The organism is Streptomyces sp. NPDC055025, assembly GCF_053608565.1.
In genome coordinates, this window is record NZ_JBSGVS010000012.1 from 48,774 (window position 1) to 74,795 (window position 26,022).

Genomic DNA, 26,022 nt, shown 5'->3' on the forward strand with positions numbered 1-26,022 from the left:
CGCACAGGGCCGCCGCCCGCGCCGCCCGCTGCCGCGCCGCCCGGCGCCCACCGTCACGCCTCTCGCGTCCCACCGTCATATGTCTCACTGTCTCGCGTCCCGCCGTCACGACGCGTCCCACGGATCTGAAGGACGTCCGCGGCTAGGGTCTTTCGTTTGGATCTGGCTGGATCCGGCACCAGGGCACGCGAGCCCAGCAAGATCCAAACGAGAGGCCCTACGCCTGGACGACCTGCTCCGCGATGCCCTTCTTGATCGTCACTTCGACCTTGAGGGTGCCGTCCTTGGCGGCCATGTCCAGTTCGTCGGGGGTGCAGGTCTCCGCCTCCGGGGTCTCCGGGTCGCCGCAGATCTCGCCGCCCCGGATGAGGGTGTCGACCGCGACGAAGAAGGGGCGGCCGTCGACCTCCAGCTTTCCCGGTGCCAGGTAGGTCAGCACGCCGGTGACCGTACCGTCCACGCGGTTGTCGGCACTGGCCTCTTCGGAGCCGCCCTCCCCGGCCGGCTTCTCGGGGGAGAACTTCTGGAGGACCTTGACGGCTATGCCCTTCTCGATGGTCACCTCGACGGTGTGGTTGCCGTCCTTGGCGACCATGTCGAGTTCCTCGGGGGTGCAGTTCTCCATCTCCGGGGTTTCGGGGTCGCCGCAGATCTCGCCGCCCTGGATCAGGGTGTCCTCCGCGACGAAGAAGGGGCGGCCGTCGACCTCCAGCTTCCCTGGTGCCAGGTAGGTCAGCACGCCGGTGACCGTACCGTCCTCGCGGTTGTCGGTACTGGCCTCTTCCGTACCCTTCTTCGCGCCGTCCTTCGCACCGGCGTCCGCGTCGGCCCCGACGCCGGCCTCCGCACTGGTCTCCGCACCCGAAGCGGCGCCGGAGCCGGCGGGCTCGCAGGCGGTGAGGAACAGGCTGGTGGCGGCCAGAAGGCCGACAGCGGCCAGCGTGCGGGAGCGGGTGCGGGAGCGGCGGAGCGACATGTGGGTGCCCTTTCGGCGGTGCGTTCGTCTTGGTCTTGACCTGTCAAACGCGCTCCGGAGCAAGGCGGTTCGCCGATCGGCGCCACTGTTGCACACCCATGATCAACCGTCGGTATCTGTTACAGGCCCCCGCTCTCCCGTGACTACAGGCCCCCGCTCTCCCGTGACCTTCGCGCCGCGCGTACGGAGGATGGCCGCGAACGGGCGGAAGACAGCGGCGGAACGCGCTTCGTTCACCGTGATCTCGCCTCGGATTCGGGCCCTACGCGCCATGCGTTCCCAGACATCGGCCTACCATGCGAGAGTGGTCGACAGCGCGATGGGGGGCGTCGATGTCCGGCGTGGAATTCGGGTCCGGCAGGTCGGGACTGCGGGGTATGGCGCGGCTCGCGCGTGAACTGCCGTACGGGGTGGAGCTGTTCCAGCTCGGCTCCGAGGGCAGTGTGCTCTTCGCGGACCGCGACGGGGCGCGGGAGCTGGGACCCCGCGAGGAGTTCCTGCCCTTCATCGACGACGGGCAGTTCGCCCACTATCTCGTCGGAGACGCGCGCACCTCGCCCGAGCGCCCGTCCAACGCCACCGTCAAGCTCGGTGTCGTCGGGCCGCGCAGTGCGTTCACCCCGCACGCCCACGGCGGCGAGCACTTCGTACTCAGCCTCGGCCATGCCTCCTGCGGGCTCTGGGACGCGCCCCGCGGCCGGGTCACCGAGATCCCGCTCGTACCCGGCGGGATGATCCGTATCCCCGAGATGATGCCCCACTCCTTCGCCAACCGGGGCACCAGGCCGCTGAACATCCTCGCAGCCAACACCGGCTTCGGCATCGATCACGAGGACTACGCGATCACCGCGGACGAGGCCGAGCGCCGCGCCACGGACGATGTCGTACGCGGTGGCCGCCGCGGCCTCGGCACCGCCGTTCGCATCGGCACCGTCGCCAGGATCGGCACCGACTTCGGACTGCTCGCCGCCGCGCTGCGCGACATCGAACGCGCCCAGCGGCTCAGGGGCGTCGGCACCACCACGGCGCGCGAGCGTCTCGCCGCGGGGCTGCGCCGTATCGCCTCCGCGCTGGAGACCCCGCGATGATCTGCCCGCACTGTCAGCAGAACCTGCTGTACAAGGAACGGCCCGACCGGACCTGTTCCAAGTGCCATCGGCGGTTCGCCCTGGACCCCAGGACCAACTCGCTCGGGCTGAGCGATCTGCGTATCCAGCGGCTCATGGCGAAGCTCACCGACGGCGGGCGGCTGAAGATCACCCTCGACCAGCTCGGGGCCGCCGCCGTACGCAAGAAGCGGAAGAGTTCCTCGGGCGGGATCGCGGCGGCCGTCGGGTGCACGGTGATCGGGGTGCCGGCCGGCGTCGGTCTGCTCGCCCTCGGCTCGGCCACCAGCGGGGACGAGGGTCTGCTCAGCTTCTTCGGTGTCCTGTTCCTCATCTTCGTCGTCATCGGCGTGATCTCCTCGCTGAGGAGCGGCGGACGCGGGCGGGGCGACACCCTGCTGAGCGCCTTCCGCAGCGCCCTGCTGACCGACTGGAAGCCTCTCTACGGCGCGCTCCCGCACGGGGTCGTGGACGACTCCGCCCACCAGGGCGTCCACCACCCGGACCGGGCGCGGGTCGCGCTGCTCTGCCCCGACCGGGCCGTCCTCGCCTTCCTGTCCGCCAACGACATACCCGAGCGGTACGGAATCGCCCTCGCGGCCGAGAGCCGTCAGCTCCCCGGCGCGCTGCCCGTTCTCGTCCTGCACGACGCGAGCGCGGACGGCTGCGGGCTGGTGGTGCGGACCCGGGAGGAACTGCCCGGCCGCAGGGTGGTCGACGCGGGGCTGCCGCCGCGCGCGGTGATGAACGTGAAGGACGCGCCCACGGCGCGGGTCGCCAGACCGGCACCGGACCTCATCGCGTGGCTGGGCGGGGGCGGCACGCTGACCAAGGCCGAGCTGGACTGGCTGGCCAAGGGCTGGACCGTCCCCCTGACCGCCGTACGGCCCGCCAAGCTCGTCGACGCCGTCACCAGGACCGCCCACCGGGTCGCCACCATGAACGAGGCGGATCCCGCCCGGCGCCGGGCGGAGGCGGTCGGCTTTCTCACCTGGCCCCCCGGCGGCGGGGCCGGCCGATGACCCCACGTGCCGCCACGGGCGTCGGCGACCGGCTCCTCGACCGCGCCCTCACCACCGCGGTGGCCCGCGCGGGAGCGCCGGCGCGTATCCGGTTCACGGAGCGCCAGCTCTACTACGAGATGTGCCGGGTCCTGCGCCCGCTGCACACCGTGCCGCGCCGGATCCCGCTCACGCCGGGGCCGCCCGTACGGTACGAGCGGTTCGAGGAGGCGCTGCGCCGGTGGCGCGAGGCGGGGAAGGGCGAGGTGCCGGGGCTGCTGGAGCCCCTGCCGCCCGGCCCGTCCGCCGGTCCGGGTGTCGGCCCGTCCGCCGGCCCGGGTGCCGGTTCGGACGTCGGTCGGTCGGGCGGTTCGTCCGTCGGTTCGGGTGTCGGTCGGTCGGGCGGTTCGTCGGCCGGTCCTTCCGCCGTCCGCCGCACACCCGAGGAGCCCGACCTCTACGCCTACGGACTGCCCCGGCTGCTCGTCTGCCAGAGCCGCGCCGTGGCCCGGATGCTGCTCGCCAACGACATCCATCTGGAGGCGGCCTGCCCGGTGCTCGCCGCCGACGGACGGCCGCTCGACCCCCGGCTCGTCGCCGGGCTCGGCCGGGTGGAGGGCGCCACCGTGCATGTCCTGCACGACGCGAGCACCGCCGGGATCGCGCTGACCGCGCGGGTGCGCGCCGGGCTCGCGGGGGTACGGGTCGCCTCGATGGGACTCGTACCCCGGCACGCGGCGGCGCTGCACCTGGTCTCGCCGCACGGCCCGGCCCCGGGGCCGGACGACGGGCGGGCGCTGCCGTCCGCGCTCGGACCGCGCGAGCGCGACTGGCTCGCCGACGGGCGCTTCGCCGAGGTGGAGGCCGTCCCCCCGGCGCGTCTGCTGCGCACGGTCCTGCGTGTGCTGCGCGGACCGAGAACACCCGGCCAGTCCCTGTGGACCGGCCTGCGCGAGCTGCGCACGGCCGGGTTCATGACCTGGCCGACGGACTGACCGGCGATACGAGGACACGAGGCGATGAACCGGCCACGCGAAACACCGTACAGAGACGAACTGCTCGCCGACCGCAGTGTCCACCGGCGGTACGAGGACGGGCGCGAGGAGTGGCGGCGGCGTGAGGGCGGCACCACCGTGCGCTGGTACGACAACCAGGGCGGCTCCGGCACCGACGAGCTGCTCGGACAGCGGATCATCAAACGGAGTCACGCGGACGGCACCGTCACCTACGGCCGGGACATCGGCTACGGCCGTACGGTCTGGGGCCAGGGCGAGACGGTCATGGTCAACAGGACCTCGTTCGGCGGGCGCATGGGCGTCCTGCTGGGCGGCCTCGGTCTGGCGGCGCTCGCCGTCACGGCCGCCCAGTATCCGCCGGTGAGCCTCAGCCCCGAGGAGGAGGAAGAGCTGCGGCAGCAGGCCCAGAGCAGCTCCTCCTCCGGCGGCGGCGACGGCGGTGGGGGCGACAGCGGTGGGGACAGCGACACCGGTGGCACCGGCGACACCGGTGGCGACAGCGGCGATGGCGGAGACTGGGACTCCGGGGACGGCTGGAACTCCGACGACGGCGGTGGCTGGAGCGACGACGACTTCGGCTGAACGGGCCCGGCGGCCCAGGCGACTCGGCGGCCCAGGCGGCCCAGGGCGGCTCGGTCCCCCGGCGGGCGAGCCGTATCCCACCAGACCCACCAGACCCGCAAGACCCGGCGAGATCCGGCGAGACCCACCAAGACCCGGCCAAGACCCGGCGAGATCCGGCGAGATCCGGCAGGATCCGGCACGAGGAGTGTGACGATGGCGCGGTTCAGCGCCTTCCTGGCGGCGGACCCCGGGCACGCCAGGGACCAACTCGCGGCGACGGGCGCCCCCGTACGCCCCGACGGCCCCGCGCTGGCGCTGATCGAGGACGAACCGGGCCATGCCACCGGCCCGTTCACCGCGTACGGCCGTACCGCCGTCGGTGAGGTCACCCTCCACAACCGGTCCGAACTGCTCACCGCCCTCGCCGCGGCCGGCGCCCCCGCCCCGCCCGACTGCCCCGACGGAGAGCTGCTCCTGCGCTGCTGGGCGAGGCTCGGCACGGCCGGGATCCGCGCGGCGGAGGGCATGTTCGCACTCGCCGTGCACGAGGACGGCGCACTGGTCCTGATCCGCGACCATGTCGGAGCCCGCACCCTCTTCTACGCCCGCGCCGGTGCCTGCTGGGCCGCGTCCACCTCGCTGCGGGCCCTGCGCCGCTGGCCCGCGCTCGGCACCGGCCTCGAACTCTCCGCCGTACGCTCCTTCCTGACCTTCGCCTATCTCCCCGGCGAGGAGACACTGCTGCGCGGGGTGCGCGAGGTGCTGCCGGGACGGTGTCTGCGGCTGGCGGCGGACGGGACCCTGGCGGAGGAGCACTACTGGGAGCCCCAGGAGCTGATCGAGGACGACGGCGCCCCGCCCGAGAGCTACGCGCTACGGCTGCGCGAACTGCTGGAGGAGGCCACCGCGCGCCGGCTGCCGGAGGCGGAGGCCGTGGGCGTCCTGCTCTCCGGCGGTGTCGACAGCTCGCTGGTGACCGCGCTCGCCGCCAAACTGCACGCCCACCCCGTGCACACGTACTCCATCAGCTTCGGCGACGAACTCCCCAATGAACTGGGCTACTCGGGCCTGGTCGCCGCACACTGCCACACCCGCCACCGGGTGCTCACGGTGTCCGGGGACGCCGTGGCCGCCCGGCTCGCGGAGGCCGCGGCGCTGCTCGACAGCCCGGTGGGCGATCCGCTGACCGTGCCCAATCTGATGCTCGCCGAGGCGGTGGCGGGCGACGGGCTACGGGTCGTGCTCAACGGGGAGGGCGGCGACCCGGTGTTCGGCGGGCCGAAGAATCTGCCCATGCTCGTCAACGAGATGCACGGCGACGATCTGGCCGGGCTGCCCGGTGCGACCGGCGGGGCGGGTGCGGCCGGTGGATACGCCACGACCGCGCGCGAGACCGCCTATCTGCGCTCGTACCGCAAGTGCTACACCGACCTTCCCGAGCTGCTCACCCCGGACACACTCGACGCCCTCGCCACCGCGCCCCGTCCCGAGCGCTTCATCACCCCGTATCTGCGGCCCGAACCCCGGGACGGCCGGATGGACCATCTCCTCAACCAGCTCCTGCACTGCAATCTGCGGACCAAGGGCGCCCATCACATCCTCACCAAGGTCGAACGGCTCACCGCCTCCCAGGCGCTCCAGGGCCGCGCCCCGCTCTTCGACCGCCGGGTGGTGGACCACGCCTTCGCCACCCCGCCCCGGTGGAAGCTGAACGGCGCCGTCGAGAAGTGGGTGCTGAAGGAGGCCGTACGGGATCTGCTGCCCGGCACGGTCGTGGACCGGCCCAAGAGCGGGATGCGCGTACCGGTGCAGCAGTGGCTCGGCGGACCGCTGCGCGAGCTGGCGGGCGATCTGCTGCTGGGCCGGGAGGCACGCGCCCGAGGGCTCTTCCGCCAGGACACCGTACGCGCGTGGATGCGCGGCGAGGGCGCGCTGCTGCCGAGGCAGGGCGGCAAGCTGTGGCTCGTACTCACCCTGGAACTGTGGCTGCGCGCCTACGACATACGCTGATGGAGGCCCGTTGAGTACCTTGAGCACGTCGAGCACCGACACCGTCACGCTGGTCGATCCCCGGACCGGGCGGGTACGCGGCGACTTCGCCGTCGCCCGTGTGGAGCGGATCACCGCCTCCGTCGGCGCGGCCCGCCGGGCCTTCACCGGGTGGCGGGCGCTGACGCCGAGGGAACGGTCACGGCGGCTCGACCGCCTCGCCGGTCTGATCGAGGAGCACGCCGCCGAGTACGCCGCGCTGGAGCGGGCCGGTACGGGCAAGCCGGAAGGAGAGGCGGCCTCCGAGGTGGAGCAGGCGGCGGATCTCTTCCGTTTCTACGCCTGGGCCGCGCGCACCCAGGCCGCCCCGGCCGCCGGAAGCTTTGTCGCGGGCCATGAGAGCTGGGTCCGCTGGGAGCCGCTCGGTGTCGTCGGTGTGGTCGTCCCCTGGAACTACCCGCTGATGATGGCCACCTGGCGGTGCGCCCCCGCGCTCGCCGCCGGGAACACCGTCGTGGTCAAGCCCGCCGAGACGACCCCCGACTCACTCACCCTGCTCGCCGAACACGCGCGAGAGGCGCTCGGCGAGTCGGTGGTCCGGACGGTGCCCGGCGACCGGGAGACCGGCCGGCTGCTGGTGGCGTCCGACGTGGACATGGTGGCCTTCACCGGGAGCGCGGTCGCCGGAGCCGAGGTGACGGCGCGGGCCGGCACCCGGCGCGTCAGCCTCGAACTGGGCGGCAACAGCCCGGTCGTCGTGCTGCCCGACGCCCCCGAGTACACCTGGACGGAGCTGGCCGCCGCGACCACGTACAACGCGGGCCAGAGCTGCGCGGTCCCCGCGCGCGTGATCACGCTCCGCGAGAACTACGAGTCCGCCGTCGCCCTGCTCTCCGACGCGATGCGCGAGCGCCGCGCGGGCCGGGACTTCGGCCCGCTCAACAACGCGGACCAGGCCGCGCGTTACGACCGTATCGTCGGCGCCTCCGCCGCGAAGGTGACCGCGACCGGGGAACTGGCCCCCGGGGCCGGCGAGGAGGGCGGGTTCTGGCGGCCCGCGCGGGTGCTCGCCGATCTGCCCGACGACGACCCGGCGGTGGTGGAGGAGGTTTTCGGCCCGCTGCTCACCGTCCAGGCGGCGGACACGGCCGAGGACGCGCTCGCCCTGGCGAACGGTGTGCCGCAGGCGCTCGCCGCGAGTGTCTGGACGCGTGATCTGGCGGCGGGGCTGGACCTCGCCGGGCGGCTGAACGCGGGTGAGGCCTGGGTCAACTGCCATCTCGTGCAGACGGCGGAGCTGCCCCACGGGGGCCGTGGCTCCTCGGGCCATGGGACGGACCTCAGCACGCTGGCCCTGCACGAGTACCAGCGTCCGAAGACGATCACGGCGAGGGTGCGGTAGGCCCTGGCCGGGTGCCGGGTGCCGGGTGCCGGGTGCCGGGTGCCGGGTGCCGGGTGCCGGGTGCCGGGTGCCGGGTGCCGGATCCGGGCTCCGGGCGCCGGATCCGGGCCTGTTTCGGACCGTGCCGACGCTCGGACCGTGCTGATGGTTCAGACCGTGCTGATGGTGGCGAACGCGCCCCACAGCACGGGGGAGTGCTCGACCGTACGGTGCTCCCGCCAGGCGGCCAGCCGTGCCCGCTGCCAGTCGCCGTGGGCGAGCACCGCGTCGTCCCGCTCGTGCGCCGCGTCGATCGCGCGGATCGCGTCCTGGAGCGGGCGGGCCGCCGGGTCCGCCCCGGCGATCCGGTGGAAGGCCAGATCCGTGGGGAGCGTCCACCGGCCCGCGGTGACGGTCTCGGCGCCGCCGTGGATCATCGCCGTGGCCAGTCCGAGCGCCTCGCCGAACCGCAGGTCACCGCCGCTCTCGCAGGCGATCAGCGCCACCCGGCTGGGGATCGGCCACCGGGTGTCTCCGGCCCGCGCCCGGGTGTCCTCGCTCCGGGCCCGGGTGCCGCTCTCCGTGGCGGCGCTGCGCTCCGTGGCGGCGGTGCGCTCCGTGCCGGCGCCGGTCTTCGAACCGGTCCCGACGGCCGCCTCCGCCTCCGCCCGCGCCCCCGCCTCTGTCCTCGCCCCCGCGCCCGGCCCCGCCCCCGCGTCGAGCCCGTACGTACCCAGCAGCAGGTCCTTCGCGGAGAGCGGCCGGTGGGCGCGTACCGTCGGCGCGAAGCCGGCCGTCTCCGCGGAACAGGCCAGATGGAGCTGGGCGTTCTCGCTCTGCCCCGACTCGGGCGCCGCCGCCGTCACATGGCCGACGTACAGCAGCCGCGACGCTCCCGCGCCCTCGCGCAGCGCCGCGCCGAGCCACTCCCGGTCCAGATCGGTACGCCGGAACGCCTCGACGGGATCCTGTACGGCGGGCCGCCAGCGCTCCCGCGCCAGATACCCCGCGACCATCCGGGCCACCGGGGCGTCGGCCGTCATCCGCCCCAGTACGGAACCGAGCGCGGAGTCCGCCCGGAATCCGGGCACCCGGGGATCGAGGACGCCCACGACCGGAAGGTGCCGGGTGGCCGCCCAGGTGCGGGACGGTCTGGCGGGGGCGTGTGCGATGCTCACCGGCGCGAGCAGACTGATGTCCGCGATCTCCACCAGTCGTACCGCCGGGTCCGGCGCCAGCAGCTCCCAGGGGACCTGGGCCACGCGCGGCGACGGCTGAAGACGCAGATGGGGGCGGATCCCGCGCTCGTAGAGCTCGTGGAGCTGCTTGGCGAGGCCGTACGGAAGGAAGGTGCGCGCGAGCAGTTCGGCGAGGGCGAGTTCGGTGTCGTACGAGGCGAAGGCGCCGGAAGTCAGCGCATGGCCGAGCGCCTCGCCGGGCAGGGCGGCGGCGAGCGCGGCCAGCGCCGTGGTGAGTTCGGCGCGCGGGACGATACCGACGCCCGTCGCGGTCAGATCGTGCGTCCAGCGCCAGGAGATGTAGAGATCCCCGGCGTCGGCCATCCGGACCAGGGCCGTCGGCCGCCCGTCCGGCCGCTCCGTACCTCCCGTCCCGGCGCTCGCGCCGTCCACGCCGTACGCGCTCAACCCGTTCACACCCACGCCTTTCGCACTCACCTCGTTCGCGCTCACCATGTCGGCACCACCCGGTCGTCACGGATCCGGCCGCCGTAGCGGGCCTCGGCCTGGGCGATGTACGGGGCGAGCGCCACCGCGCCCGTACGGTCCAGCGCCAGCCGGGGCGGAGGGGAGACCCGCAGTCCCGCGCTCGCCGCCACACCGGCGAGCGCGGCGCCCAGCCGGAAGGCGTCCTTCTCCTCGCCGGTGTCCCGGTCCGCGCCCGGGAAGGACAACGGACCCAGGAAATCGGGGGGTTCGGGGAACGGCGCCCCGACCGCCGGGCCGCCGTCCGGATCTTCGGCCGGCCCGGCCGGACCGGCCGTGGCGGACGAGCCGTCCAGCAGCGGGGTGCCCGCGCACCGTGATTCGATCAGCTCGGCCACCAGCTCGGCCGCGCCCGCCCGGGTGGCGAGCCGGAACGCCAGCCGCATGGCGGGTTCCGCGAACGCGCGGTTCCAGCGCTCCCGCTGTCCGCCGTCGGCCAGTGTGAACCGCACCGCGTCGATGGCGAGCGCCGCCGGTACGGCCAGTCCGACGGCCCGGCCCAGCACCAGGGGGTCCGAGGCGGAGCCGCCGGGCGGGCCGTACCGGGCAGGTGGTCCCGGCGGGCCGTACCGGCCGGGTGGTCCGGGTGCGGCGGGCGGGCCGGACAGCCGGTGCTCCAGCAGCGCGGCGTGGTAGAAGTCCGTCTGCGCGCAGCGCGGTCCGAGCCCGCCGGCGGCGAACGCAGCCAGAGCCAGGGCGAGTTGGGCCTCGCTCTCCTCGTACCGGCCCTCGGCGTGCAGAACGGCCGCCAGCCGTACGCGTACCTCGGCGGCGGCGACCACCGCCCCGGACTCCTCGAACCGTACGATCGCGCGCACGTACAGCGCGTTGGCCCCGGCCGGATCACCGCGCAGCGCGGCGAGCAGCCCGAGCAGATCGAGGCCGATGCCCGACTGGTGGCCCATCCCGGTGCGCTCGAAGTACGTCTGGCACGCGGTGAGCAGCGGTTCGGCCAGGGCGGGACGCCCGGAGCGCAGATACATCTGGGCGAGACTCTGCTGTGCCTCGGCGAGCCCGGCCGGGGTGTCCGACGCCTCGAACGCGGCGATCGCCTGATGCGCGAAGTCCTCCGCCAGCTCCGGGCGTCCGGTGGCGAGATGGATCGCCGACAGATTCAGCAGCGGGCGCCCGGCGAGTGCCGGGCGGTGGCGCAGGACGACATCGAGGGACTCGGCGGCCAGTCCGTGCGCCCCGGCCCACTGCTCGCGCTCGATCGTGATCGCGGTGAGGGCGACCAGACAGCCGATGAGCAGATCCGCCGTGTCCGGTCCCCGCTCGGCGCCGCCCACCAGCGCGCGGGTCCGCTCCAGAACGGTGTGTGCCTCGTCGAGCTCCCCGGTGCGCGTCAGCGCCTGGGCGAGATTGACGAGCACGGACGCCCGCAGGACGGTCACGGCGGCGGTGTCGGCGGTGTTGGTGGGATCGGTGGGATCGGTGAGATCGGCGGTGTCGGCGGGATCGGGGGCGACCAGCGCGGCGAGCCGGTCGCAGAGATCCAGCGCCTCGTGGAACGAGGCGATCGCCGCCGGGTGGTCGCCCATCCGGTCGGCCGTGCTCGCCCGGTTGGCCAGGGCCTGGATACGGAGGTCGAGGGCCCGTCCGTAGCGGGTCGCGGCCTTGACGGCCTGGTCGAACAGCGCGTGGGCGCCGGGGAATTCACCCCGGAGGAAGGCGTCGTTGCCCGCGTCGACGAGGGCGGAGATCCGGGAGATCACCTCGGGTCCCGGCTCGTCGGGACCGGCCGGGGAGCCAGGCTCGTCGTGGCCGCCATGGGCGTCGGGAAGGCCGGTCATCAGAAGTCCGAGTCGTCGTTCGCCGCCGCGATCTCGGCGCGCAGGAGGAGCGCCCCGGGCCCGGCGGGCGCGTCCGTACCGGCTGCCGCCCTGGCGAGTCGGCTCCGCTCGAGATCGCGTATCCGCGCTCGTAGGGCCCGTTGCGCCGCCGGATCCTCCCCGGGGCCGGACGGTGTGCCGAAGCCCGGGAGATGGATGTCCACGGCGAGGCCGTCCGCGCCGAGGGCGTACGGACCGGGACCGGCCGGGCCGTCGGGGTGCGGCCCCGTCGTGGCTCGTACGGCGTCGGGTCGTACGCCGTCCAGCAGCCCGTCCCCCACCCAGGTGTCGGCCACCCGGCGCAGCGGGACGTCCAGGGGCACGCCCGCTCCGCCGACGGCAGCTCCGCCGACGCCCGCTCCGCCGATTGCCGCCCATGGCGCCAACTCGCCGCGCGGGTGCGGTGGTCCGGGGGCGGCCACCACGGTGATGGACACGGTGGTGCGCGCCGCCGCCCGTACGACCTCCCAGGACACGGCGCGTTCCGAGGCGTCGACCAGCCCCGGCGGACAGCGGCGCCAGTCGCAGCCGCCCGTGCCCCGGGCGAGTGTCAGGCCGTCGGCCGCGCCGTCGGCCGGTGCCGGACCGGCGGCGAGCGCGTAGTCCGTCGCGCGGGGCAGCGGCACATCGGCGCTCGGGAGTGTGTCCGGCGGGACGGCCGGGAAGGGTCCGTCCGTCGGTGACGCTTCGGCCGTCTCCTGCGCGCCGAAGAGCAGATCGCACTCCTCGGTCAGGGTGCCGATCTCCTGGCCGAGCAGGTGTACGTCCAGCGCGGGGATGGCGTCGACCACGGAGGCGGGCCACCACCGCGCCGCCCAGTGCGCGTACGCCAGCCGCCGTGCGCTCGCGACCAGTTCCGGCAGGGCGGGGGACGCTTCCGTGACGGTGCCGCCCTTGATGGTGCCGTCGCCGGGAGACACCTCCGTGACAGTGCCGCCCGTGACGGTGCCGTCGCCCGGTGCGGCCGGAGCCGTCGCGTCCTCGGCGAGGGCCAGCGCGGTCTGTTCGCCGTAGACGGCCCAGACCCACCCCTGGGCCGGGCCGACGCTGTCGAGCACCGCCACGGGCGGTGCCTCCAGCGCGAGCACGCTCCAGGTGAGATGGCCGCCGGCGACCTCCAGTACCGCCACATCCACGCCTGGCGCGGGGTCCAGCACGCTCGGCGGTGTTCCGCCGCTCGGCAGGAGCGGGGTGATGACATGGAGCAGCCCGTCCTCGGCGCGGCCGATCCGTACGGTGTCCGTCATCGGCCGGTCCTCTCGCGTCCGGTCCTCTCGCGGGCGGTCTCCTCGCGGGCGGTCCCTTCGCGGGCGGGGTGGCCGGCCGGGGCGGCGAGTGGGACGGCCGGGTCGCTGAGGGCGCGTCTGACCCGGGTGCGGTGGTCCAGGATGACCGAGCGGGCGACTCCGTCCAGGACGTCCCACAACTCCTCGACGCCGACGATCGGCGCCTCGCGCACATCGCGTCCGTGCAGCCGGACCCAGAGGCGTCGCAGATACGCGCGCCAGGGGGTACGGAGATCCTCCGCGATGCGCGCGAGCGGTTCGGGGACGGTGGCCCGTACGGTTCGCGCGGCCCGTACGGCGCTCTCACCGGTGCCGCCCGGCCGCCCACCGTAGGCGCTCGGCTCGCCGAGGCCGACAGCGAGGCGGCGGGCCCGGAGGACATACGCCTCGCGGCGCCAGCGGCTGTTGATCACCCGGTGCGCGTCCGTTTCCGGGCTCCCACTGCCACTCCCGCTCCCGCTCCCGCCCTCGCTCCCGCTCCCGCCGCCACCCCCGCCCCCACTCCTGCTCTCACTCGCGCCGCTCCCGTCCCCGTCGCCCAACGGCCGCAGCCCGAGCGCGAGTCGCACTCCCACGGTGGCGGCGACACGCAGCGATTCGTCGCTCAGTGCCCAGGGCGCGCAGCTCCGGGCGATCTCCCGGTGGACCAGTTCCGGTACGGGCGCCAGCCCGGCCCGGTCGTGGGACGCCTGCAACACGGAGAACACCCGCTCGTGCACCGTACGGTCGAAGGGCAGTCCCAGGCCCTGTCCGGGACCTTGCCCGGGGCCTTGTCCGGTCGCGGACGTGGCGGCCGAGCCGCCCAGGCGGGGGGCGACCGGTACCGGATGCTTCGTCAGGCCCAGCTCTTCGGCGCCGACGGGGAGTGCGCCGGCGGGGAGTGCGGGGGCGGGCGCGGCGGTCCACAGGGCCCGGCCGGCCGCCGTACCGGCGTGCCGCGCGACCAGCCGTACCAGCGCCGCCGCACCCGACCGCCCGGCGTCGGCCGTCCGCCCTCCGCCCGGGGCGTTCACCGTACGGGACCGGCCGGCGGACGGGGCCGCGCAGCCGTCGAGCACGGCCCGTACCAACGCGGCCTGTTCTCGCGGGCTTTCGGGCTCCCCGGGGGCGCGGGACCCGTGGCTGGTGCCGGTGCCGGTGCCGGTGCCGTGGCCGTGGCCGTGGTTGGTGCCGTGGTCGGTGCCGTGGAGTCTGCCCGCCCAGGCCCGTTCGAGGGCCGCCGTCAGCTCCGCGGTGTGCGCGGGGTCGGTGATGTACTCCTTCAGCGCCCCGGTCGTACGGCCCCGCGCGGAGCCGTGCGTCTCGCGCAGCGCCTCCTCCGCCGTGCGCCGGCCGGTCGTCGGATCGGGCGGGCCGGAGGTGGCGGCCAGTTCGAAGCAGAGCTGGAAGTAGAGGTCCTGGGGATTGCCCTCGGTGATCCGAAGCGCGCGGCGCACCTGTTTGAGCAGGGTGAACCAGTCGGCCGTGGCGCGCAGCACGTCCGCCGCCGCGTGGATCAGCGCGGCGAGCAGGGCCGCGCCGTCCGCCGTCACCAACGGGCCCGCGCACTGGGGACGGAGCACGGGACGGATCACCAGCGGATCGAGGACGAGCTTCACCGTACGGCTCAGGGGCCCGCCCTGGGGGCCGCTCAGCGGACCGACCCCGGCCAGCTCGCGCCACACCTCGTCCAGGACCATCGCCCGCGGACGCGCCGCCCCCGAACGCGCCCCGCGCACCCCGCGCATCCCGGCATCTGTCCGCATGCGCTCCAGGCTATAGCGGGTCCGTCGTCGCCGAACCGGCGCCGCCAAACCTGGGATCGGTAGGGCGCGGGCCGCTCCTACGGTCCTCGTACCGGCCGGCCGATCACGGCTCCCGGCCCACTCGGGGAAAGGAACGGAACCATGAAGAAGCTCATCCGCGCGGCGGCCCTGGTGTTTCTCTTCGGCTCGATCGGCTACTACCTCTGGACGGGGTTCACCCGGCCCGTCGAGGAGGGGTTCGAGTTTCTCGCCTGGGTGGGACCGCAGATGACCGCGCCGATCATCGCCCTCACCGTCGTCCCCCTCGTCTTCGCCTTCTCCGGCGACAGCGTCGTGGCGGCGTTCTCGGGGCGCAACAGCGCGGCCTTCCGCGACGGGCTGGTGGGTGTGGGGACCGTCGTGTCGACGCGGCCCACCGGGATGACGCTCAACGACCAGCCCGAGGTACGGATCGAGCTGATGGTGGAGGGCGCGGACGGCGTTCCGTTCCCCTCGTACGCCAGGGCGGTCGTGCCGGTGACGGATCTGGCGGTGCTCCGGCCGGGCACCCTGCTGCCGGTGCGCTATCTCCCCGGCCGTACGGACACGGTGGAGCTGGACCGCTCCGGCGATATGACGAAGGTCCAGAGCGCGATGAACGAGGCCATGATCCGGCGGGGCGTCACCACCCGGGAGAATCTGGAGATCGCGGAGCGCGGGGTGGCCGCCGAGGCCGTGGTCCGCTCGCTGGAGGTGCCGGGTGAGATCCGCGACGGCAACCCGAAGGTGGCGATCGGACTGGCCGTCACCCGGCCCGACGGCTCCGGTTTCACCACCGTGGTGGAGAAGTTCCTGCCGCCGCGCGCCGTACAGCATGTCCAGGTGGGACGGGTCGTGAAGGTGCACTACCTCCCGCAGAACGAGTCCGTGCTCGTCCTGACGCTCCCCGCCAACGCGTGAGCGTTCAGGACCGCCGGGGCCGCCGGAACCGCAGAGCGATCAGTCGGCGGACCGGGGACAACGGCCCGGCATGTCCGACCCGCCCGTCACAGCCGCAGACCGGCGGCCAGATTGTCCAGAGCGCGGTGGATCAGGGCGCGCAGATCGTCCTGACTGCCGCGCTCCCCCCAGTAGATGGTGATCTCACGCAGGGCGCCCAGCACGGCGGCGACGAAGATCCGCACCTCGAAGTCGTCCGCGTCCCGGCAGGTGCGCTCCGCCAGCGCGTCGGCGAGCAGCTTGGCCGTCGACGACATCGTCTCGGTCATCCGGGCCCGGACGGCGGGCACTTCGACCACCAGCTTGGTGCGCTGCATCATCTCGTCGTAGTCGCCGTCCATCATGGCGCGCATCGCCTCGTCCATGACGAACCGGATGGACTCCAGCGCGGGTTCGTCGGCCGGCCGGGAGCGCAGCAGGGCCGCCATGACCGGGTCGTACTCGTCGGTGAGGACGATGTCTTCCTTGGTCGGGAAGTAGCGGAAGACGGTCGAGGGGGAGACCTCGGCCGCCTCCGCGATCTGCTCGATGGTCGTCGCCTCGTACCCCTGCTCGGCGATCAGCCCGTAGGTCGCCCGGCGGATCGCGATCCGCGTCTTGAGCTTCTTGCGCTCGCGCAGGCCCATCGGGGGCTGGTGCTCCGGGAGAGGGGTGAGAGGGGGGTGAGAAGTGGCGGCCATGACTCCTATTGTCCGGCATCGGCGGGCGACAGGGCCACGCCCGCGTCACCCTCTGTCTCCCCGGCCGTCGCTGTCTCCCTGGCCGGGCCTCCGCGCGTGCTCTTGTCCTCTCCTCGCCCGGAGCCCAGTCCCCTGGAGCCCGGTCCCTCGGAGCCCAGTCCCCTGGAGCCCGGTCCCTCGGAGCCCGGTTCCCTGGAGTCCGGCAGGAGCGTCATGACCAGCAGCGCGGAGACCAGCGCCGCGACACCGCAGACCAGCAGGGCGAGGTTCATCCCGTGGATGTACGCGGCGTCCGCCGAGGCCGCGAGCCGGGGGACGTCCAGCCGGTCGGCGACGACATGCGCGGCGACCACGGAGTCCCCGGCGGTGCCGGCGGCGGCAGCGGGCAGCCCCGAGGTGTCCAGCCCGGAGGTGTAGGCGGCGGCGAGCAGTGAGCCCAGCAGGGCGATCCCGATCGCGCTGCCCACCTGCCGTACGGTCATCAGCAGCCCGGAACCGCTGCCCGCCCGGTCGGCCGGCAGAGCGGCGATCGCCCCGTCCATGGCGGGCACGACCGCGAAGCCGAAGCCCAGACCGGCGACGGACAGCCACAGCGCGGTGAATCCGTAGCCGCTGTCCACGGTGGTACGGCTGCCCAGCAGCGCCGCGAAGGCGAGTACGACCAGGCCCGCGCCGATCACCGCACGGGGTCCGACCCGCCGTACGAGCGGTCCGCTGCCCCTGGCGGCGACCATCAGCCCGCCCATCATCGGCAGCATCCGCACCCCGGTCCCGAGCGCGCCGTAGCCCAGCACGGCCTGGAGATGGACGGGCAGCAGGAAGAGCAGCCCCGACATCACGAACATCACCAGCGTCGCGGCGACGGTGTTGAGCAGGAAGCCGCGGTGGCGCAGCAGGACGAGATCGAGCATGGGCCTGGCGGACCGGCGCTCGCGCAGGACGAGCGCGGTGAGCAGGGCCGCTCCGGCGGCCAGTACGCCGACGACGAGCGGGCTGCCCCAGCCCCGGCCGGGAGCCTCGATGATCCCGTAGATCAGGGCGCCGAGCCCGAGTGCGGTGAGCGCGGTGGAGACGGCGTCGACCCGGGGCGAGGACGGGTCGCTGGTCTCGGGCAGCAGAAGCACACAGGCGGTGATCCCGAGGGCGGCCATCGGGATGTTGACCAGGAAGATCGAGCCCCACCAGAAGTGTTCGAGCAGCCAGCCGCCGATGATCGGGCCGAGCGGGATGCCCAGCGCGGAGGCGGCGGAGATGATGCCGACGGCCTTGGTGCGGTCCTTGGGGTCACCGAAGAGCGAGGGCAGTACGGCGAGGGCGAGCGGCATCACCAGCGCGCCGCCGACGCCCATCGCGGCGCGGGCGGCGATGACCAGCTCGACGCTGCCGACGAGCGCGCCCATGAGCGAGCCGGCCAGGAAGAGGCCGAGTCCCGTGATGAGCATCCGGCGGCGGCCGAAGCGGTCGCCGAGCAGTCCGGCGGGGAGCATCAGCGCGGCGAAGACGACGACATACGCGTCGGCCATCCACTGCTGCTGGCCGGTGGTGGCGCCCAGCTCCGCGGCCATGGTCGGCAGCGCCACATTGAGGATCGTCAGATCGAAACCGAGCACGAGCATGCTCGCGACCAGGGCGCCCAGCGCCCACCAGCGGCGGCCCATGGCAGCCCTCCTTCGGGAGTTAGTGTCAAGTGACAGTAACTCCCAAAAGAGGGACAGCGTCAAGTATGGTCAGGAGTGCTGGTAGGCCACCAGTGAGATACCGACGAAGTGCACGACGAACGCGGCCAGCGTGAAGGAGTGGAACACCTCGTGGAACCCGAACCAGCGCGGTGACGGATTGGGGCGCTTGAGTCCGTAGACCACGCCGCCCGCGCTGTAGAGCAGCCCGCCGACGATCACGAGGACGAGTACGGCGATCCCGCCGGTGCGCATGAAGTCGGGCAGATAGAAGACGGCGGCCCAGCCCATAGCGATGTAGCACGGGGTGTAGAGCCAGCGTGGCGCCCCGACCCAGAGCACCCGGAAGGCGATGCCCGCGGCGGCCGCCGCCCAGACCGCCCACAGCAGGGGCCGTCCCGTCGTGTCGGGCAGCAGCAGCATGGTCAGCGGGGTGTAGGTGCCCGCGATGATCAGGAAGATATTGGCGTGGTCGAGCCTGCGCAGTACGGCCTCGCCGCGCGGTCCCCAGGTGCCCCGGTGGTATATCGCGCTGACGCCGAAGAGCAGGCAGGCGGTCAGTACGTAGATCCCGCAGGCGACCCTGGCGCGGAGTGACTCGGTGGTGACGATGAGCACCACTCCCGCGATCAGTACGGCGGGAAACATCCCCGCGTGCAGCCAGCCGCGCAGCCTCGGCTTGACGATGCTCAACAGCTCGGGCACGGCCTCGGGACCGCCTCGGCTCGCGGTCCTCCCCCCTTCCTGTGACTGGGGGTTGGCGAGTGGCTCGGGCGAGGCAGGAGTCATGGGTTCATGCTACCTACGGGAGCGTAGGTTACGTTCCCGCACAAATAACCTCTTCGTCATGTCGCATGAGTGGCGATGCTCACGTGTGCGGTCCTCTGGACAGATGGGCGCGCGCGGCGGATGATCATATGAGTGCGGTCGGCACCGGATGAGCGGCTACGAAGCGTCCGGGTCGCGGCCCCCAAGGGGCACAAACCTCAAAAACCCTCATCAAGGAGCAATCGTGGCGAGCGATATCGCGGCTCCCCCAACCGCCCCCACCCATCACCAGGAGTTGATCTCCTGGGTCGACGAGATCGCAGCAATCACGCAGCCGGACAGGGTGGTCTGGTGCGACGGGTCCGAGAGCGAGTACGAGCGCCTGTGCGGGGAGCTCGTCGCCAAGGGCACGTTCGTGAAGCTCGACCCGATCAAGCGGCCCAACTCGTACTACGCGGCCTCCGACCCGTCCGATGTGGCCCGCGTCGAGGACCGTACGTTCATCTGCTCCGAGAAGGAGGAGGACGCGGGGCCGACCAACCACTGGAAGGCGCCCGCCGAGATGCGGGAGATCTTCACGGGTGACCGGGGCGTCTTCCGTGGTGCGATGCGCGGCAGGACGATGTACGTGGTGCCGTTCTGCATGGGCCCGCTGGGCTCACCGCTCTCCGCGATAGGTGTCGAGATCACCGACTCCGCCTATGTCGCGGCCTCCATGCGCACCATGACCCGGATGGGCCGGGCCGTCCTCGACGAACTGGGCTCCGACGGCTTCTTCGTCAAGGCCGTCCACACGCTGGGCGCGCCGCTGGCCGAGGGCGAGGCCGATGTGCCGTGGCCCTGCAACACGACCAAGTACATCTCCCATTTCCCCGAGTCCCGCGAGATCTGGTCGTACGGCTCGGGATACGGCGGCAACGCGCTGCTCGGCAAGAAGTGCTACGCGCTGCGTATCGCGTCCGTCATGGCGCGTGACGAGGGCTGGCTCGCCGAGCACATGCTGATCCTCAAACTGACGCCGCCGCAAGGGGAGCCGAAGTACGTCGCCGCGGCCTTCCCGTCCGCGTGCGGCAAGACGAACCTCGCGATGCTCGAACCGACCATCTCCGGCTGGACCGTGGAGACGATCGGTGACGACATCGCCTGGATGCGGTTCGGCGAGGACGGCCGGCTCTACGCGATCAACCCCGAGGCGGGCTTCTTCGGAGTCGCGCCGGGCACGGGTGAGCACACCAACGCCAACGCGATGAAGACGATGTGGGGCAACTCGGTCTTCACCAATGTGGCGCTCACCGACGACGGCGACGTCTGGTGGGAGGGCATGACGGAGGAACCGCCCGCGCATCTCACCGACTGGAAGGGCAAGGACTGGACACCGGAGTCCGGTACGCCCGCCGCGCACCCCAACGCCCGCTTCACCGTGCCCGCCGGGCAGTGCCCGATCATCGCGCCCGAGTGGGAGGACCCCAGGGGGGTCCCGATCTCGGCCATCCTCTTCGGCGGCCGCCGTGCCTCCGCCGTACCGCTGGTCACCGAGTCCTTCGACTGGCGCCACGGTGTCTTTCTCGGAGCCAATGTCGCCTCCGAGAAAACGGCGGCCGCCGAGGGCAAGGTCGGCGAGCTGCGCAGGGACCCGTTCGCCATGCTGCCGTTCTGCGGCTACAACATGGGCGACTACATGGGGCACTGGGTCAAGGTCGGCGCCGACGCGACAGCCAGGGGCGACGAGTCGAAGCTGCCGAAGATCTACTACGTGAACTGGTTCCGCAAGGACGAGGCCGGCAGGTTCGTCTGGCCCGGCTTCGGTGAGAACAGCCGCGTGCTGAAGTGGATCGTGGAGCGCCTCGAAGGCAGGGCCGACGGCGTCGAGACCCCGATCGGGGTCCTGCCGACCAGGGAGGCCCTGGACACGGCCGGTCTGGCGCTCTCCGAGTCCGAACTGGACTTCCTGCTCTCGGTGGACAAGGAGGTCTGGCGCGAGGAGGCGGCGCTGGTCCCCGAGCACCTCAACACCTTCGGCGACCACGCGCCGAAGGAACTGTGGGACGAGTACCACGCCCTGGTGGAACGTCTCCGCTGACACCGCGGCCGACATCGGCACCGGCACCGGCACCGGAGTTGGCGTCGGCACCGGCGTGAGCACAAGCGTCGGTGTCGGTGTCGGCCACCCAACACCGCCGGGCCGGTCCCACCCCCCGGGACCGGCCCGGTCCCCCGTGGTTCTCATTGGTTTCCCGCCGGCGGTTTCGCGCGCAGAGGTTTCGCGCGCGGAGGTCTCGCGCCGGACGGTGACAGCGGTCAGACTCAACAGTCATGGACGCAGGGTTAGCCGCGGTGTGCGGCGCACTGGCGGGAACGTTCGCCACGATAGGAGCCGCGTTCGCCACCGGCCGCACCCAGCTGGAGGCGGCGCGGATCGCGGCCCACATGGAACACCACCGGCAACGCCGTGAACCGCGCCATGGGTTCTACAGAGCGTTCATCTCCGCGATGGAGGAGCTCCAGACGGCGATAGGGCAGCGGAAACCGGGGCCCCACTCCCTCGCCGACTTCACGAGCGCCTATGTGCGCGAGTGCCGGGACCGTGCCTCCAGTGTGAAATCGGTATGGGTCGATGTCGCCCTGGCGGGCCCCGAGAACGTGTCGACGCTGGCGGAGGAACTCGCCCAGTCGGTCGATGTGATCTCTTCCCTCTGCGCCGATCTCGGGCGTATCAGGGAGGATCACGAAAGGAATCCGGTCGGAGAGCTGCCATGGGACACGATCGCCCTGCTCATCTCGTTCGAGCAGACGGTTCAGCCCATGTCGGAGAGCCTGCCGAAGTTCAGGAAGGCGGCCCGGAACGCCCTGGACGACAACGGTCTGAGCGATCTCCGCCAGTCCCACCGCCGCACCCGCTACCGGCTCCTGCGCCGTCCCGCCCCTGCCCCTGCCCTCCTCGGCACAGGCGTGGAAGACCCCCAGCCGTGACGAACGGCCGGCGGCCCTTCCGACAAGTTTCGGGTTCGCCGGTACGGGGTTAGCTTGGAATGGTCCGGTGGCGTGTCCGGTGGCGTCCGAGTCTCTCCAAGTCCCTCCGAACGCTCCGCCGGAGAGCGGAGACGGGAAGGCGGATGCGATGAGCGAGCCGGACGTGGACCGGGGCCGGGACGGGGGAGTACGGCTCTCCGCGATCACCTTGAACGTCAACGGCCGCTCGCGGCGCCTCGACGTCGATCCCCGTACGTCACTGCTCGACGCGCTGCGCGAGCGGCTGCGTCTGAGCGGCACCAAGAAGGGCTGCGACCACGGACAGTGCGGCGCCTGTACGGTGCTGGTCAACGGCCGGCGCGTCAATTCCTGTCTGACGCTCGCCGTGATGCGCCAGGACGACGAGATCACGACGATCGAGGGCATGGGGAGACCGGGCGCTCTCAGCGCCATGCAATCGGCCTTCGTCGAGCGCGACGGCTTCCAGTGCGGCTACTGCACCCCTGGTCAGATCTGTTCCGCGGTCGGCATGCTCGGCGAGGTGAAGGCCGGCTGGCCCAGTCATGCCACCGCCGATGTCTCCTCCGCGCGGATCGAGCTGACCGACGAGGAACTCCGCGAGCGGATGAGCGGCAACATCTGCCGGTGTGCGGCCTATCCGAACATCGCCGCGGCCATCCGTGATGTCGCGGCCGACAGCGAGGCGGACGGCGAGGCCGCCGGCGCGGATCCCGCCGCGAGGCATCTCGCGGGTCACGCCGCCGCCGACGTTCCGGCCGACGCCGCCGCCGATCTCCCGGCCGACGTCGCGAACTCGGAAAGAGGCCCGGCATGAGGCCCTTCACCTATGAGCGGGTGACGGACGCGCGGGCCGCGGTGGCGGCGGCGGCGTCCCGGCCCGGCGCGAAGTTCATCAGCGGCGGGACCAATCTGCTCGATCTGATGAAGCTGGACATCGAGCGGCCGGACCATCTCGTGGACATCAGCCGGCTTCCCCTGGCGACCATCGAGGAACTGCCGTACGGGGGAGTGCGGATCGGCGCGCAGACGGCGAACTCCGATGTGGCCGCCGACGCCCGCGTACGTACCGCCTACCCGGTCCTGTCCGAGGCGCTCGTCGCCGGTGCCTCGGGCCAGTTGCGCAACATGGCGTCCGTCGGCGGCAATCTGTTGCAGCGCACACGCTGCCCGTACTTCTATTACACGGACTCGGGCTGCAACAAGCGTGATCCCGGCTCCGGTTGTGACGCGATCGGCGGCTTCAACCGGACGCACGCGATCCTCGGCGCCAGCGACGCCTGTATCGCGACCCACCCCTCGGACATGGCCGTCGCGATGACGGCGCTGGAGGCGCGGATCGAACTGCTCGACGCCGGCGGGTCCGTACGCACCGTCGCCATCGGGGACTTCTACCGGCTGCCGGGGGAGACCCCGCACATCGAGACCGTCCTGCGGCCCGGCGAGATGATCACGGGCGTCGTCCTGCCCCCGCCCCCGTCGGGCGGACAGCTCTACCGGAAGGTACGCGACCGCGCCTCCTACGAGTTCGCGCTGGTCTCCGTGGCGGCGATCGTCTCGACGGACGCGGGAACGGGAGCCGGTGTGGGCTCGGGAGCCGACGGGGGAACGGCGACGGTCGTCGACGCCCGGGTGGCGTTCGGCGGTGTGGCGCACAAGCCCTGGCGGTCCCTCGCCGCGGAGGACTCGCTGAGGGAGCGCCCCGCCACGATGGCGACGTATCGCGCCGCGGCCGAGGCGTCGATGCGGGACGCCGTGGGGCGGGGCGGCAACGACTTCAAGATCGAGCTGGCCCGGCGCACGCTCTGCCGCACGCTGGACGAGGCGGCCCGAGCGGCCCGAGCGCCCCAGGCGACCGGGCGTCCCGGGTGGTCCGAGCATTCCGGGCGGTCCGGGCGCCCCGGGCGGGATGAGGGAAGCCATGGCCCGAGCTGAGAAAGCAGCCGAGGAAGCCGGAGCCACGGTGATCGGACAGCCGCTCGACCGTGTCGACGGCCCGCTGAAGGTCACCGGCCGGGCCACCTATCCGGCCGAGCAGTGGGAGGCCGGTCAGCCGCTGTACGGGTACATCGCCGGCGCGACCGTCGGAAAGGGCCGCGTCACACGGATCGACACGGCCCGCGCCGAACGCCTCCCCGGCGTACGCATGGTGATGACCCATCACAACTCCCCGCCGCAGGGCACCCCCGACGAGTCCACCTTCCTGGAGTTCCCGCGCGCCTTCAGGGCGCTCGACAGCCCGGAGATCCACTTCCACGGTGAGCCCGTGGCGCTCGTCGTCGCGACGACCTTCGAACAGGCCCGCGAGGCGGCCGGTCTCGTCGATGTCACCTACGCCGTCGAGGAAGGGCGCTACGACTTCTCCGCACGGCTGGATCAGGCCCATCCTCCGAAGAAGATGAAGATCGGCCTCGCGGCCGACACCGCGGTGGGCGATTTCGACGCCGGGTTCGACGCCGCCGACGTCACGATCGACCAGTACTACACGACGCCGTACGGCTCCGCGCAGCCGCTGGAACCGCACGCCTGTCTCGTGGTACCGCGCGGCGAGGACCTGATCGTCCACACCAGCACCCAGATCGTGGACATGGCGCGTACCTCGATCGCCGCCACGCTCCGGATGGACAGAGAGCGGATCCATGTCGTCAGTCCGTACATCGGCGGGGGATTCGGCTCCAAGCTGCGCGTCCACTACGAGACGATCCTGGCGGCGATCGCCGCCCGCGCGCTGAACCAGCCGGTCAAGATCGTGCTGACCCGGCAGCAGACCTTCCCCCTTGTCGCCATGCGCCCCACATCGCGCCAGCGCGTCCGCCTCGGCTCGGGACGGGACGGCCGGCTGACCGCGATCGCCCACGAGGTCACCATGTACACCAACCCCGACGCGGAGTACGCCGAGCAGACCGCCGCCACGACGCGCAGCCTCTACGCCGCCCCCGGCCGGCTGACACGCCACCGGCTGACCTCGCTCGATCTGCCGCGCGGAGAGGATGTCCGCGCGCCGGGCCACGCGCCGGGGCTGCTGGCGGTCGAGGGGGCGATGGACCAGCTGGCCCATGAGCTGTCGATGGATCCGGTCGAGCTGCGGATCCGCAACGAGCCGGAGCTGGACCCCGAGCGGGGCGTGCCGTTCAGCGACCGTCATCTGGTCGACTGTCTGCGCGAGGGGGAACGCCGGTTCGGCTGGAAGCACCGCCCGACGAGACCCGCGAGTCTGCGGGAGGGGCGGTGGCTGATCGGGTACGGCGTCGCCTCCGCCATCCGTCCCCATCCCCAGTCGGCGACCAGGGCACTGGTCAGACTGGAGGCGGACGGTACGGCCGTCGTCCGGTCCGACATGACGGACCTCGGCACGGGTACGTACACGACCCTGACCCAGGTCGCCGCCGACGGGCTGGGACTGCCCCCGGGCCGGATACGGGTCGAGCTCGGGCGTTCCGGGTTCCCCGTCAGCGCGGGGTCCGGCGGCTCGTGGGGCGCGGGCAATTCGAGCACCGCGGTCCACCGCGCGTGCGCGGCCCTGCGCGAGGAACTGCTGCTCGCGGCATGCGGCGACCAGCGCTCCCCGCTGTACGGTCTCGACCCCGCGACCGCGGTCCTGGCGGACGGCGGGGTGCGCCTCGACGGGATGTCCGAGGCGTTGCCGTTGGCCGAGATCGTGAGACGAGTCCGTCCCGAGGGCGTGGAGGCGGAGGGCGCGACCTCGCTCATGGCGGAGGATCCGCACTACGCGGCCTACTCGATCAACACCTACGGAGCGCACTTCGCCGAAGTGGGCGTCGACGCCGACACGGCCGAGATCCGGCTCCGGCGGATGCTGGGCGTGTTCTCGGCGGGCCGCGTCCTCAACGCCAAGACCGCGCGCTCGCAGCTCATGGGCGGCATGATCTGGGGGGTGGGGATGGCGCTGGAGGAAGCGGTGCTCGTGGACCCGCGGTCCGGCGCCCAGGTGAACCGGGATCTCGCGCAGTACATGGTGCCCGTCCACGCCGACATCCCCGAGATCGACGCCGTCGTCCTTGAGGGATGCGACGACAAGGCCAACCCCCTCGGCGCCAAAGGCGTCGGTGAGCTGGGTATCTGCGGCGCCGGAGCGGCGGTCGGCAACGCGGTGTTCAACGCCACCGGTGTGCGCGTACGCGACTTCCCCATCAGGCTCGAAAACCTTCTGCCCGCCCTGCCGTCCATGGAGGAGTGACTCGCGCATGCCGGAGTGACTCGCGCACGCCGGAGTGAGCCGCGCACGCCGGACACGGATGTGCGGAGATCACCACCCGGATGGCGGTTCTGTTTCACTCGTCTGCTCCGCAAC

The 26,022-nt window shown here is 72.6% G+C and carries 20 protein-coding genes; 12 read left to right on the forward strand and 8 right to left on the reverse strand.

The genetic code is table 11. The annotated features are described in order from the left end of the window. Positions 1 to 217: 217 nt before the first annotated feature. Positions 218 to 976 (reverse strand): hypothetical protein, encoded by a 759-nt coding sequence (locus ACWGDX_RS10160; protein ID WP_453624056.1) that lies wholly within the window; start codon positions 974 to 976, stop codon positions 218 to 220. Between the two features lie 332 nt (positions 977 to 1,308). Here ACWGDX_RS10160 and ACWGDX_RS10165 point away from each other — a divergent pair, with 332 nt between their 5' ends. The 6 genes from ACWGDX_RS10165 (at position 1,309) to ACWGDX_RS10190 (ending at position 8,054) form a co-directional block, all read left to right on the forward strand. Next, entirely contained in the window at positions 1,309 to 2,064 is a 756-nt protein-coding gene (locus ACWGDX_RS10165) for a cupin domain-containing protein (protein WP_453624058.1), read from the forward strand. Continuing rightward, a complete protein-coding gene (locus tag ACWGDX_RS10170) occupies positions 2,061 to 3,104 on the forward strand; it encodes a hypothetical protein (protein ID WP_453624060.1) in 1,044 nt (347 codons plus the stop codon). The genes ACWGDX_RS10165 and ACWGDX_RS10170 overlap by 4 nt, the downstream gene beginning before the upstream one ends. After that, the gene (locus ACWGDX_RS10175) at positions 3,101 to 4,078 is read left to right on the forward strand and encodes a hypothetical protein (RefSeq protein ID WP_453624062.1); all 978 of its coding nucleotides are present in this window, start codon (positions 3,101 to 3,103) and stop codon (positions 4,076 to 4,078) included. The genes ACWGDX_RS10170 and ACWGDX_RS10175 overlap by 4 nt, the downstream gene beginning before the upstream one ends. A 24-nt stretch (positions 4,079 to 4,102) precedes the next feature. Beyond that, on the forward strand, positions 4,103 to 4,681 hold the full coding sequence (locus tag ACWGDX_RS10180) for a hypothetical protein (RefSeq protein WP_453624063.1): 579 nt from the start codon (positions 4,103 to 4,105) through the stop codon (positions 4,679 to 4,681). A 195-nt stretch (positions 4,682 to 4,876) separates the two neighbouring features. Further along, positions 4,877 to 6,673: an asparagine synthetase B family protein gene (locus ACWGDX_RS10185; RefSeq protein ID WP_453624065.1), complete on the forward strand. Its 1,797-nt coding sequence runs from the start codon at positions 4,877 to 4,879 to the stop codon at positions 6,671 to 6,673. Between the two features lie 10 nt (positions 6,674 to 6,683). Continuing rightward, entirely contained in the window at positions 6,684 to 8,054 is a 1,371-nt protein-coding gene (locus ACWGDX_RS10190; RefSeq protein ID WP_453624067.1) for an aldehyde dehydrogenase family protein, read from the forward strand. A gap of 149 nt (positions 8,055 to 8,203) precedes the next feature. On the opposite strand, the gene ACWGDX_RS10195 is transcribed toward ACWGDX_RS10190, so the two are convergent. From ACWGDX_RS10195 to ACWGDX_RS10210, 4 genes are read right to left on the reverse strand one after another with little or no spacing between them, the layout of a single operon-like run. Then, positions 8,204 to 9,688 (reverse strand): CHAT domain-containing protein, encoded by a 1,485-nt coding sequence (locus ACWGDX_RS10195; protein ID WP_453624068.1) that lies wholly within the window; start codon positions 9,686 to 9,688, stop codon positions 8,204 to 8,206. A 32-nt stretch (positions 9,689 to 9,720) separates the two neighbouring features. Next, the gene (locus ACWGDX_RS10200; protein WP_453624070.1) at positions 9,721 to 11,550 is read right to left on the reverse strand and encodes a tetratricopeptide repeat protein; all 1,830 of its coding nucleotides are present in this window, start codon (positions 11,548 to 11,550) and stop codon (positions 9,721 to 9,723) included. After that, positions 11,550 to 12,836, reverse strand: coding sequence for a hypothetical protein (locus tag ACWGDX_RS10205; RefSeq protein ID WP_453624072.1), 1,287 nt, complete (start codon positions 12,834 to 12,836; stop codon positions 11,550 to 11,552). The genes ACWGDX_RS10200 and ACWGDX_RS10205 overlap by 1 nt, the downstream gene beginning before the upstream one ends. After that, positions 12,833 to 14,620: a hypothetical protein gene (locus ACWGDX_RS10210; RefSeq protein WP_453624074.1), complete on the reverse strand. Its 1,788-nt coding sequence runs from the start codon at positions 14,618 to 14,620 to the stop codon at positions 12,833 to 12,835. The genes ACWGDX_RS10205 and ACWGDX_RS10210 overlap by 4 nt, the downstream gene beginning before the upstream one ends. Before the next feature lie 141 nt (positions 14,621 to 14,761). Between ACWGDX_RS10210 and ACWGDX_RS10215 the strand changes: the two genes are divergently transcribed. Continuing rightward, positions 14,762 to 15,559 carry a hypothetical protein gene (locus ACWGDX_RS10215; RefSeq protein WP_453624076.1) on the forward strand — a complete coding sequence of 266 codons (798 nt, stop codon included), beginning with the start codon at positions 14,762 to 14,764 and terminating at the stop codon, positions 15,557 to 15,559. Between the two features lie 86 nt (positions 15,560 to 15,645). Here ACWGDX_RS10215 and ACWGDX_RS10220 read toward each other — a convergent pair whose 3' ends face one another. The 3 genes from ACWGDX_RS10220 to trhA all read right to left on the reverse strand — a co-directional run bounded on the left by ACWGDX_RS10220 (position 15,646) and on the right by trhA (position 18,743). Continuing rightward, entirely contained in the window at positions 15,646 to 16,278 is a 633-nt protein-coding gene (locus tag ACWGDX_RS10220; protein ID WP_453624078.1) for a TetR/AcrR family transcriptional regulator, read from the reverse strand. A gap of 5 nt (positions 16,279 to 16,283) precedes the next feature. Beyond that, a complete protein-coding gene (locus tag ACWGDX_RS10225; protein ID WP_453624080.1) occupies positions 16,284 to 17,936 on the reverse strand; it encodes an MFS transporter in 1,653 nt (550 codons plus the stop codon). A gap of 69 nt (positions 17,937 to 18,005) precedes the next feature. Continuing rightward, a complete protein-coding gene (gene trhA / locus ACWGDX_RS10230) occupies positions 18,006 to 18,743 on the reverse strand; it encodes a PAQR family membrane homeostasis protein TrhA (RefSeq protein ID WP_453624082.1) in 738 nt (245 codons plus the stop codon). Between the two features lie 223 nt (positions 18,744 to 18,966). On the opposite strand from trhA, the gene ACWGDX_RS10235 reads away from it, so the two are divergent. The 5 genes from ACWGDX_RS10235 (at position 18,967) to ACWGDX_RS10255 (ending at position 25,908) form a co-directional block, all read left to right on the forward strand. Further along, on the forward strand, positions 18,967 to 20,802 hold the full coding sequence (locus ACWGDX_RS10235) for a phosphoenolpyruvate carboxykinase (GTP) (RefSeq protein ID WP_453624084.1): 1,836 nt from the start codon (positions 18,967 to 18,969) through the stop codon (positions 20,800 to 20,802). A 233-nt stretch (positions 20,803 to 21,035) separates the two neighbouring features. Beyond that, on the forward strand, positions 21,036 to 21,692 hold the full coding sequence (locus tag ACWGDX_RS10240) for a hypothetical protein (protein ID WP_453624086.1): 657 nt from the start codon (positions 21,036 to 21,038) through the stop codon (positions 21,690 to 21,692). Between the two features lie 148 nt (positions 21,693 to 21,840). Beyond that, positions 21,841 to 22,527, forward strand: a complete 687-nt coding sequence (locus ACWGDX_RS10245) for a 2Fe-2S iron-sulfur cluster-binding protein (RefSeq protein WP_453624088.1) — start codon at positions 21,841 to 21,843, stop codon at positions 22,525 to 22,527. Beyond that, positions 22,524 to 23,645: an FAD binding domain-containing protein gene (locus tag ACWGDX_RS10250; protein WP_453624090.1), complete on the forward strand. Its 1,122-nt coding sequence runs from the start codon at positions 22,524 to 22,526 to the stop codon at positions 23,643 to 23,645. Before ACWGDX_RS10245 ends, ACWGDX_RS10250 begins: the two co-directional genes overlap by 4 nt. After that, entirely contained in the window at positions 23,632 to 25,908 is a 2,277-nt protein-coding gene (locus tag ACWGDX_RS10255) for a molybdopterin cofactor-binding domain-containing protein (RefSeq protein ID WP_453624092.1), read from the forward strand. Before ACWGDX_RS10250 ends, ACWGDX_RS10255 begins: the two co-directional genes overlap by 14 nt. The last annotated feature ends 114 nt before the right edge of the window (positions 25,909 to 26,022 follow it).

What these genes read in the sequence shown, in the direction of transcription:
- ACWGDX_RS10160 (WP_453624056.1), bottom strand. Translation starts at nt 976, where the DNA reads ATGTCGCTCCGCCGCTCCCGCACCCGCTCCCGCACGCTGGCCGCTGTC.
- ACWGDX_RS10165 (WP_453624058.1), top strand. Translation starts at nt 1,309, where the DNA reads ATGTCCGGCGTGGAATTCGGGTCCGGCAGGTCGGGACTGCGGGGTATG.
- ACWGDX_RS10170 (WP_453624060.1), top strand. Translation starts at nt 2,061, where the DNA reads ATGATCTGCCCGCACTGTCAGCAGAACCTGCTGTACAAGGAACGGCCC.
- ACWGDX_RS10175 (WP_453624062.1), top strand. Translation starts at nt 3,101, where the DNA reads ATGACCCCACGTGCCGCCACGGGCGTCGGCGACCGGCTCCTCGACCGC.
- ACWGDX_RS10180 (WP_453624063.1), top strand. Translation starts at nt 4,103, where the DNA reads ATGAACCGGCCACGCGAAACACCGTACAGAGACGAACTGCTCGCCGAC.
- ACWGDX_RS10185 (WP_453624065.1), top strand. Translation starts at nt 4,877, where the DNA reads ATGGCGCGGTTCAGCGCCTTCCTGGCGGCGGACCCCGGGCACGCCAGG.
- ACWGDX_RS10200 (WP_453624070.1), bottom strand. Translation starts at nt 11,550, where the DNA reads ATGACCGGCCTTCCCGACGCCCATGGCGGCCACGACGAGCCTGGCTCC.
- ACWGDX_RS10205 (WP_453624072.1), bottom strand. Translation starts at nt 12,836, where the DNA reads ATGACGGACACCGTACGGATCGGCCGCGCCGAGGACGGGCTGCTCCAT.
- ACWGDX_RS10210 (WP_453624074.1), bottom strand. Translation starts at nt 14,620, where the DNA reads ATGCGGACAGATGCCGGGATGCGCGGGGTGCGCGGGGCGCGTTCGGGG.
- ACWGDX_RS10215 (WP_453624076.1), top strand. Translation starts at nt 14,762, where the DNA reads ATGAAGAAGCTCATCCGCGCGGCGGCCCTGGTGTTTCTCTTCGGCTCG.
- ACWGDX_RS10220 (WP_453624078.1), bottom strand. Translation starts at nt 16,278, where the DNA reads ATGGCCGCCACTTCTCACCCCCCTCTCACCCCTCTCCCGGAGCACCAG.
- ACWGDX_RS10225 (WP_453624080.1), bottom strand. Translation starts at nt 17,936, where the DNA reads ATGGGCCGCCGCTGGTGGGCGCTGGGCGCCCTGGTCGCGAGCATGCTC.
- trhA (WP_453624082.1), bottom strand. Translation starts at nt 18,743, where the DNA reads ATGACTCCTGCCTCGCCCGAGCCACTCGCCAACCCCCAGTCACAGGAA.
- ACWGDX_RS10240 (WP_453624086.1), top strand. Translation starts at nt 21,036, where the DNA reads ATGGACGCAGGGTTAGCCGCGGTGTGCGGCGCACTGGCGGGAACGTTC.
- ACWGDX_RS10245 (WP_453624088.1), top strand. Translation starts at nt 21,841, where the DNA reads ATGAGCGAGCCGGACGTGGACCGGGGCCGGGACGGGGGAGTACGGCTC.
- ACWGDX_RS10250 (WP_453624090.1), top strand. Translation starts at nt 22,524, where the DNA reads ATGAGGCCCTTCACCTATGAGCGGGTGACGGACGCGCGGGCCGCGGTG.
- ACWGDX_RS10255 (WP_453624092.1), top strand. Translation starts at nt 23,632, where the DNA reads ATGGCCCGAGCTGAGAAAGCAGCCGAGGAAGCCGGAGCCACGGTGATC.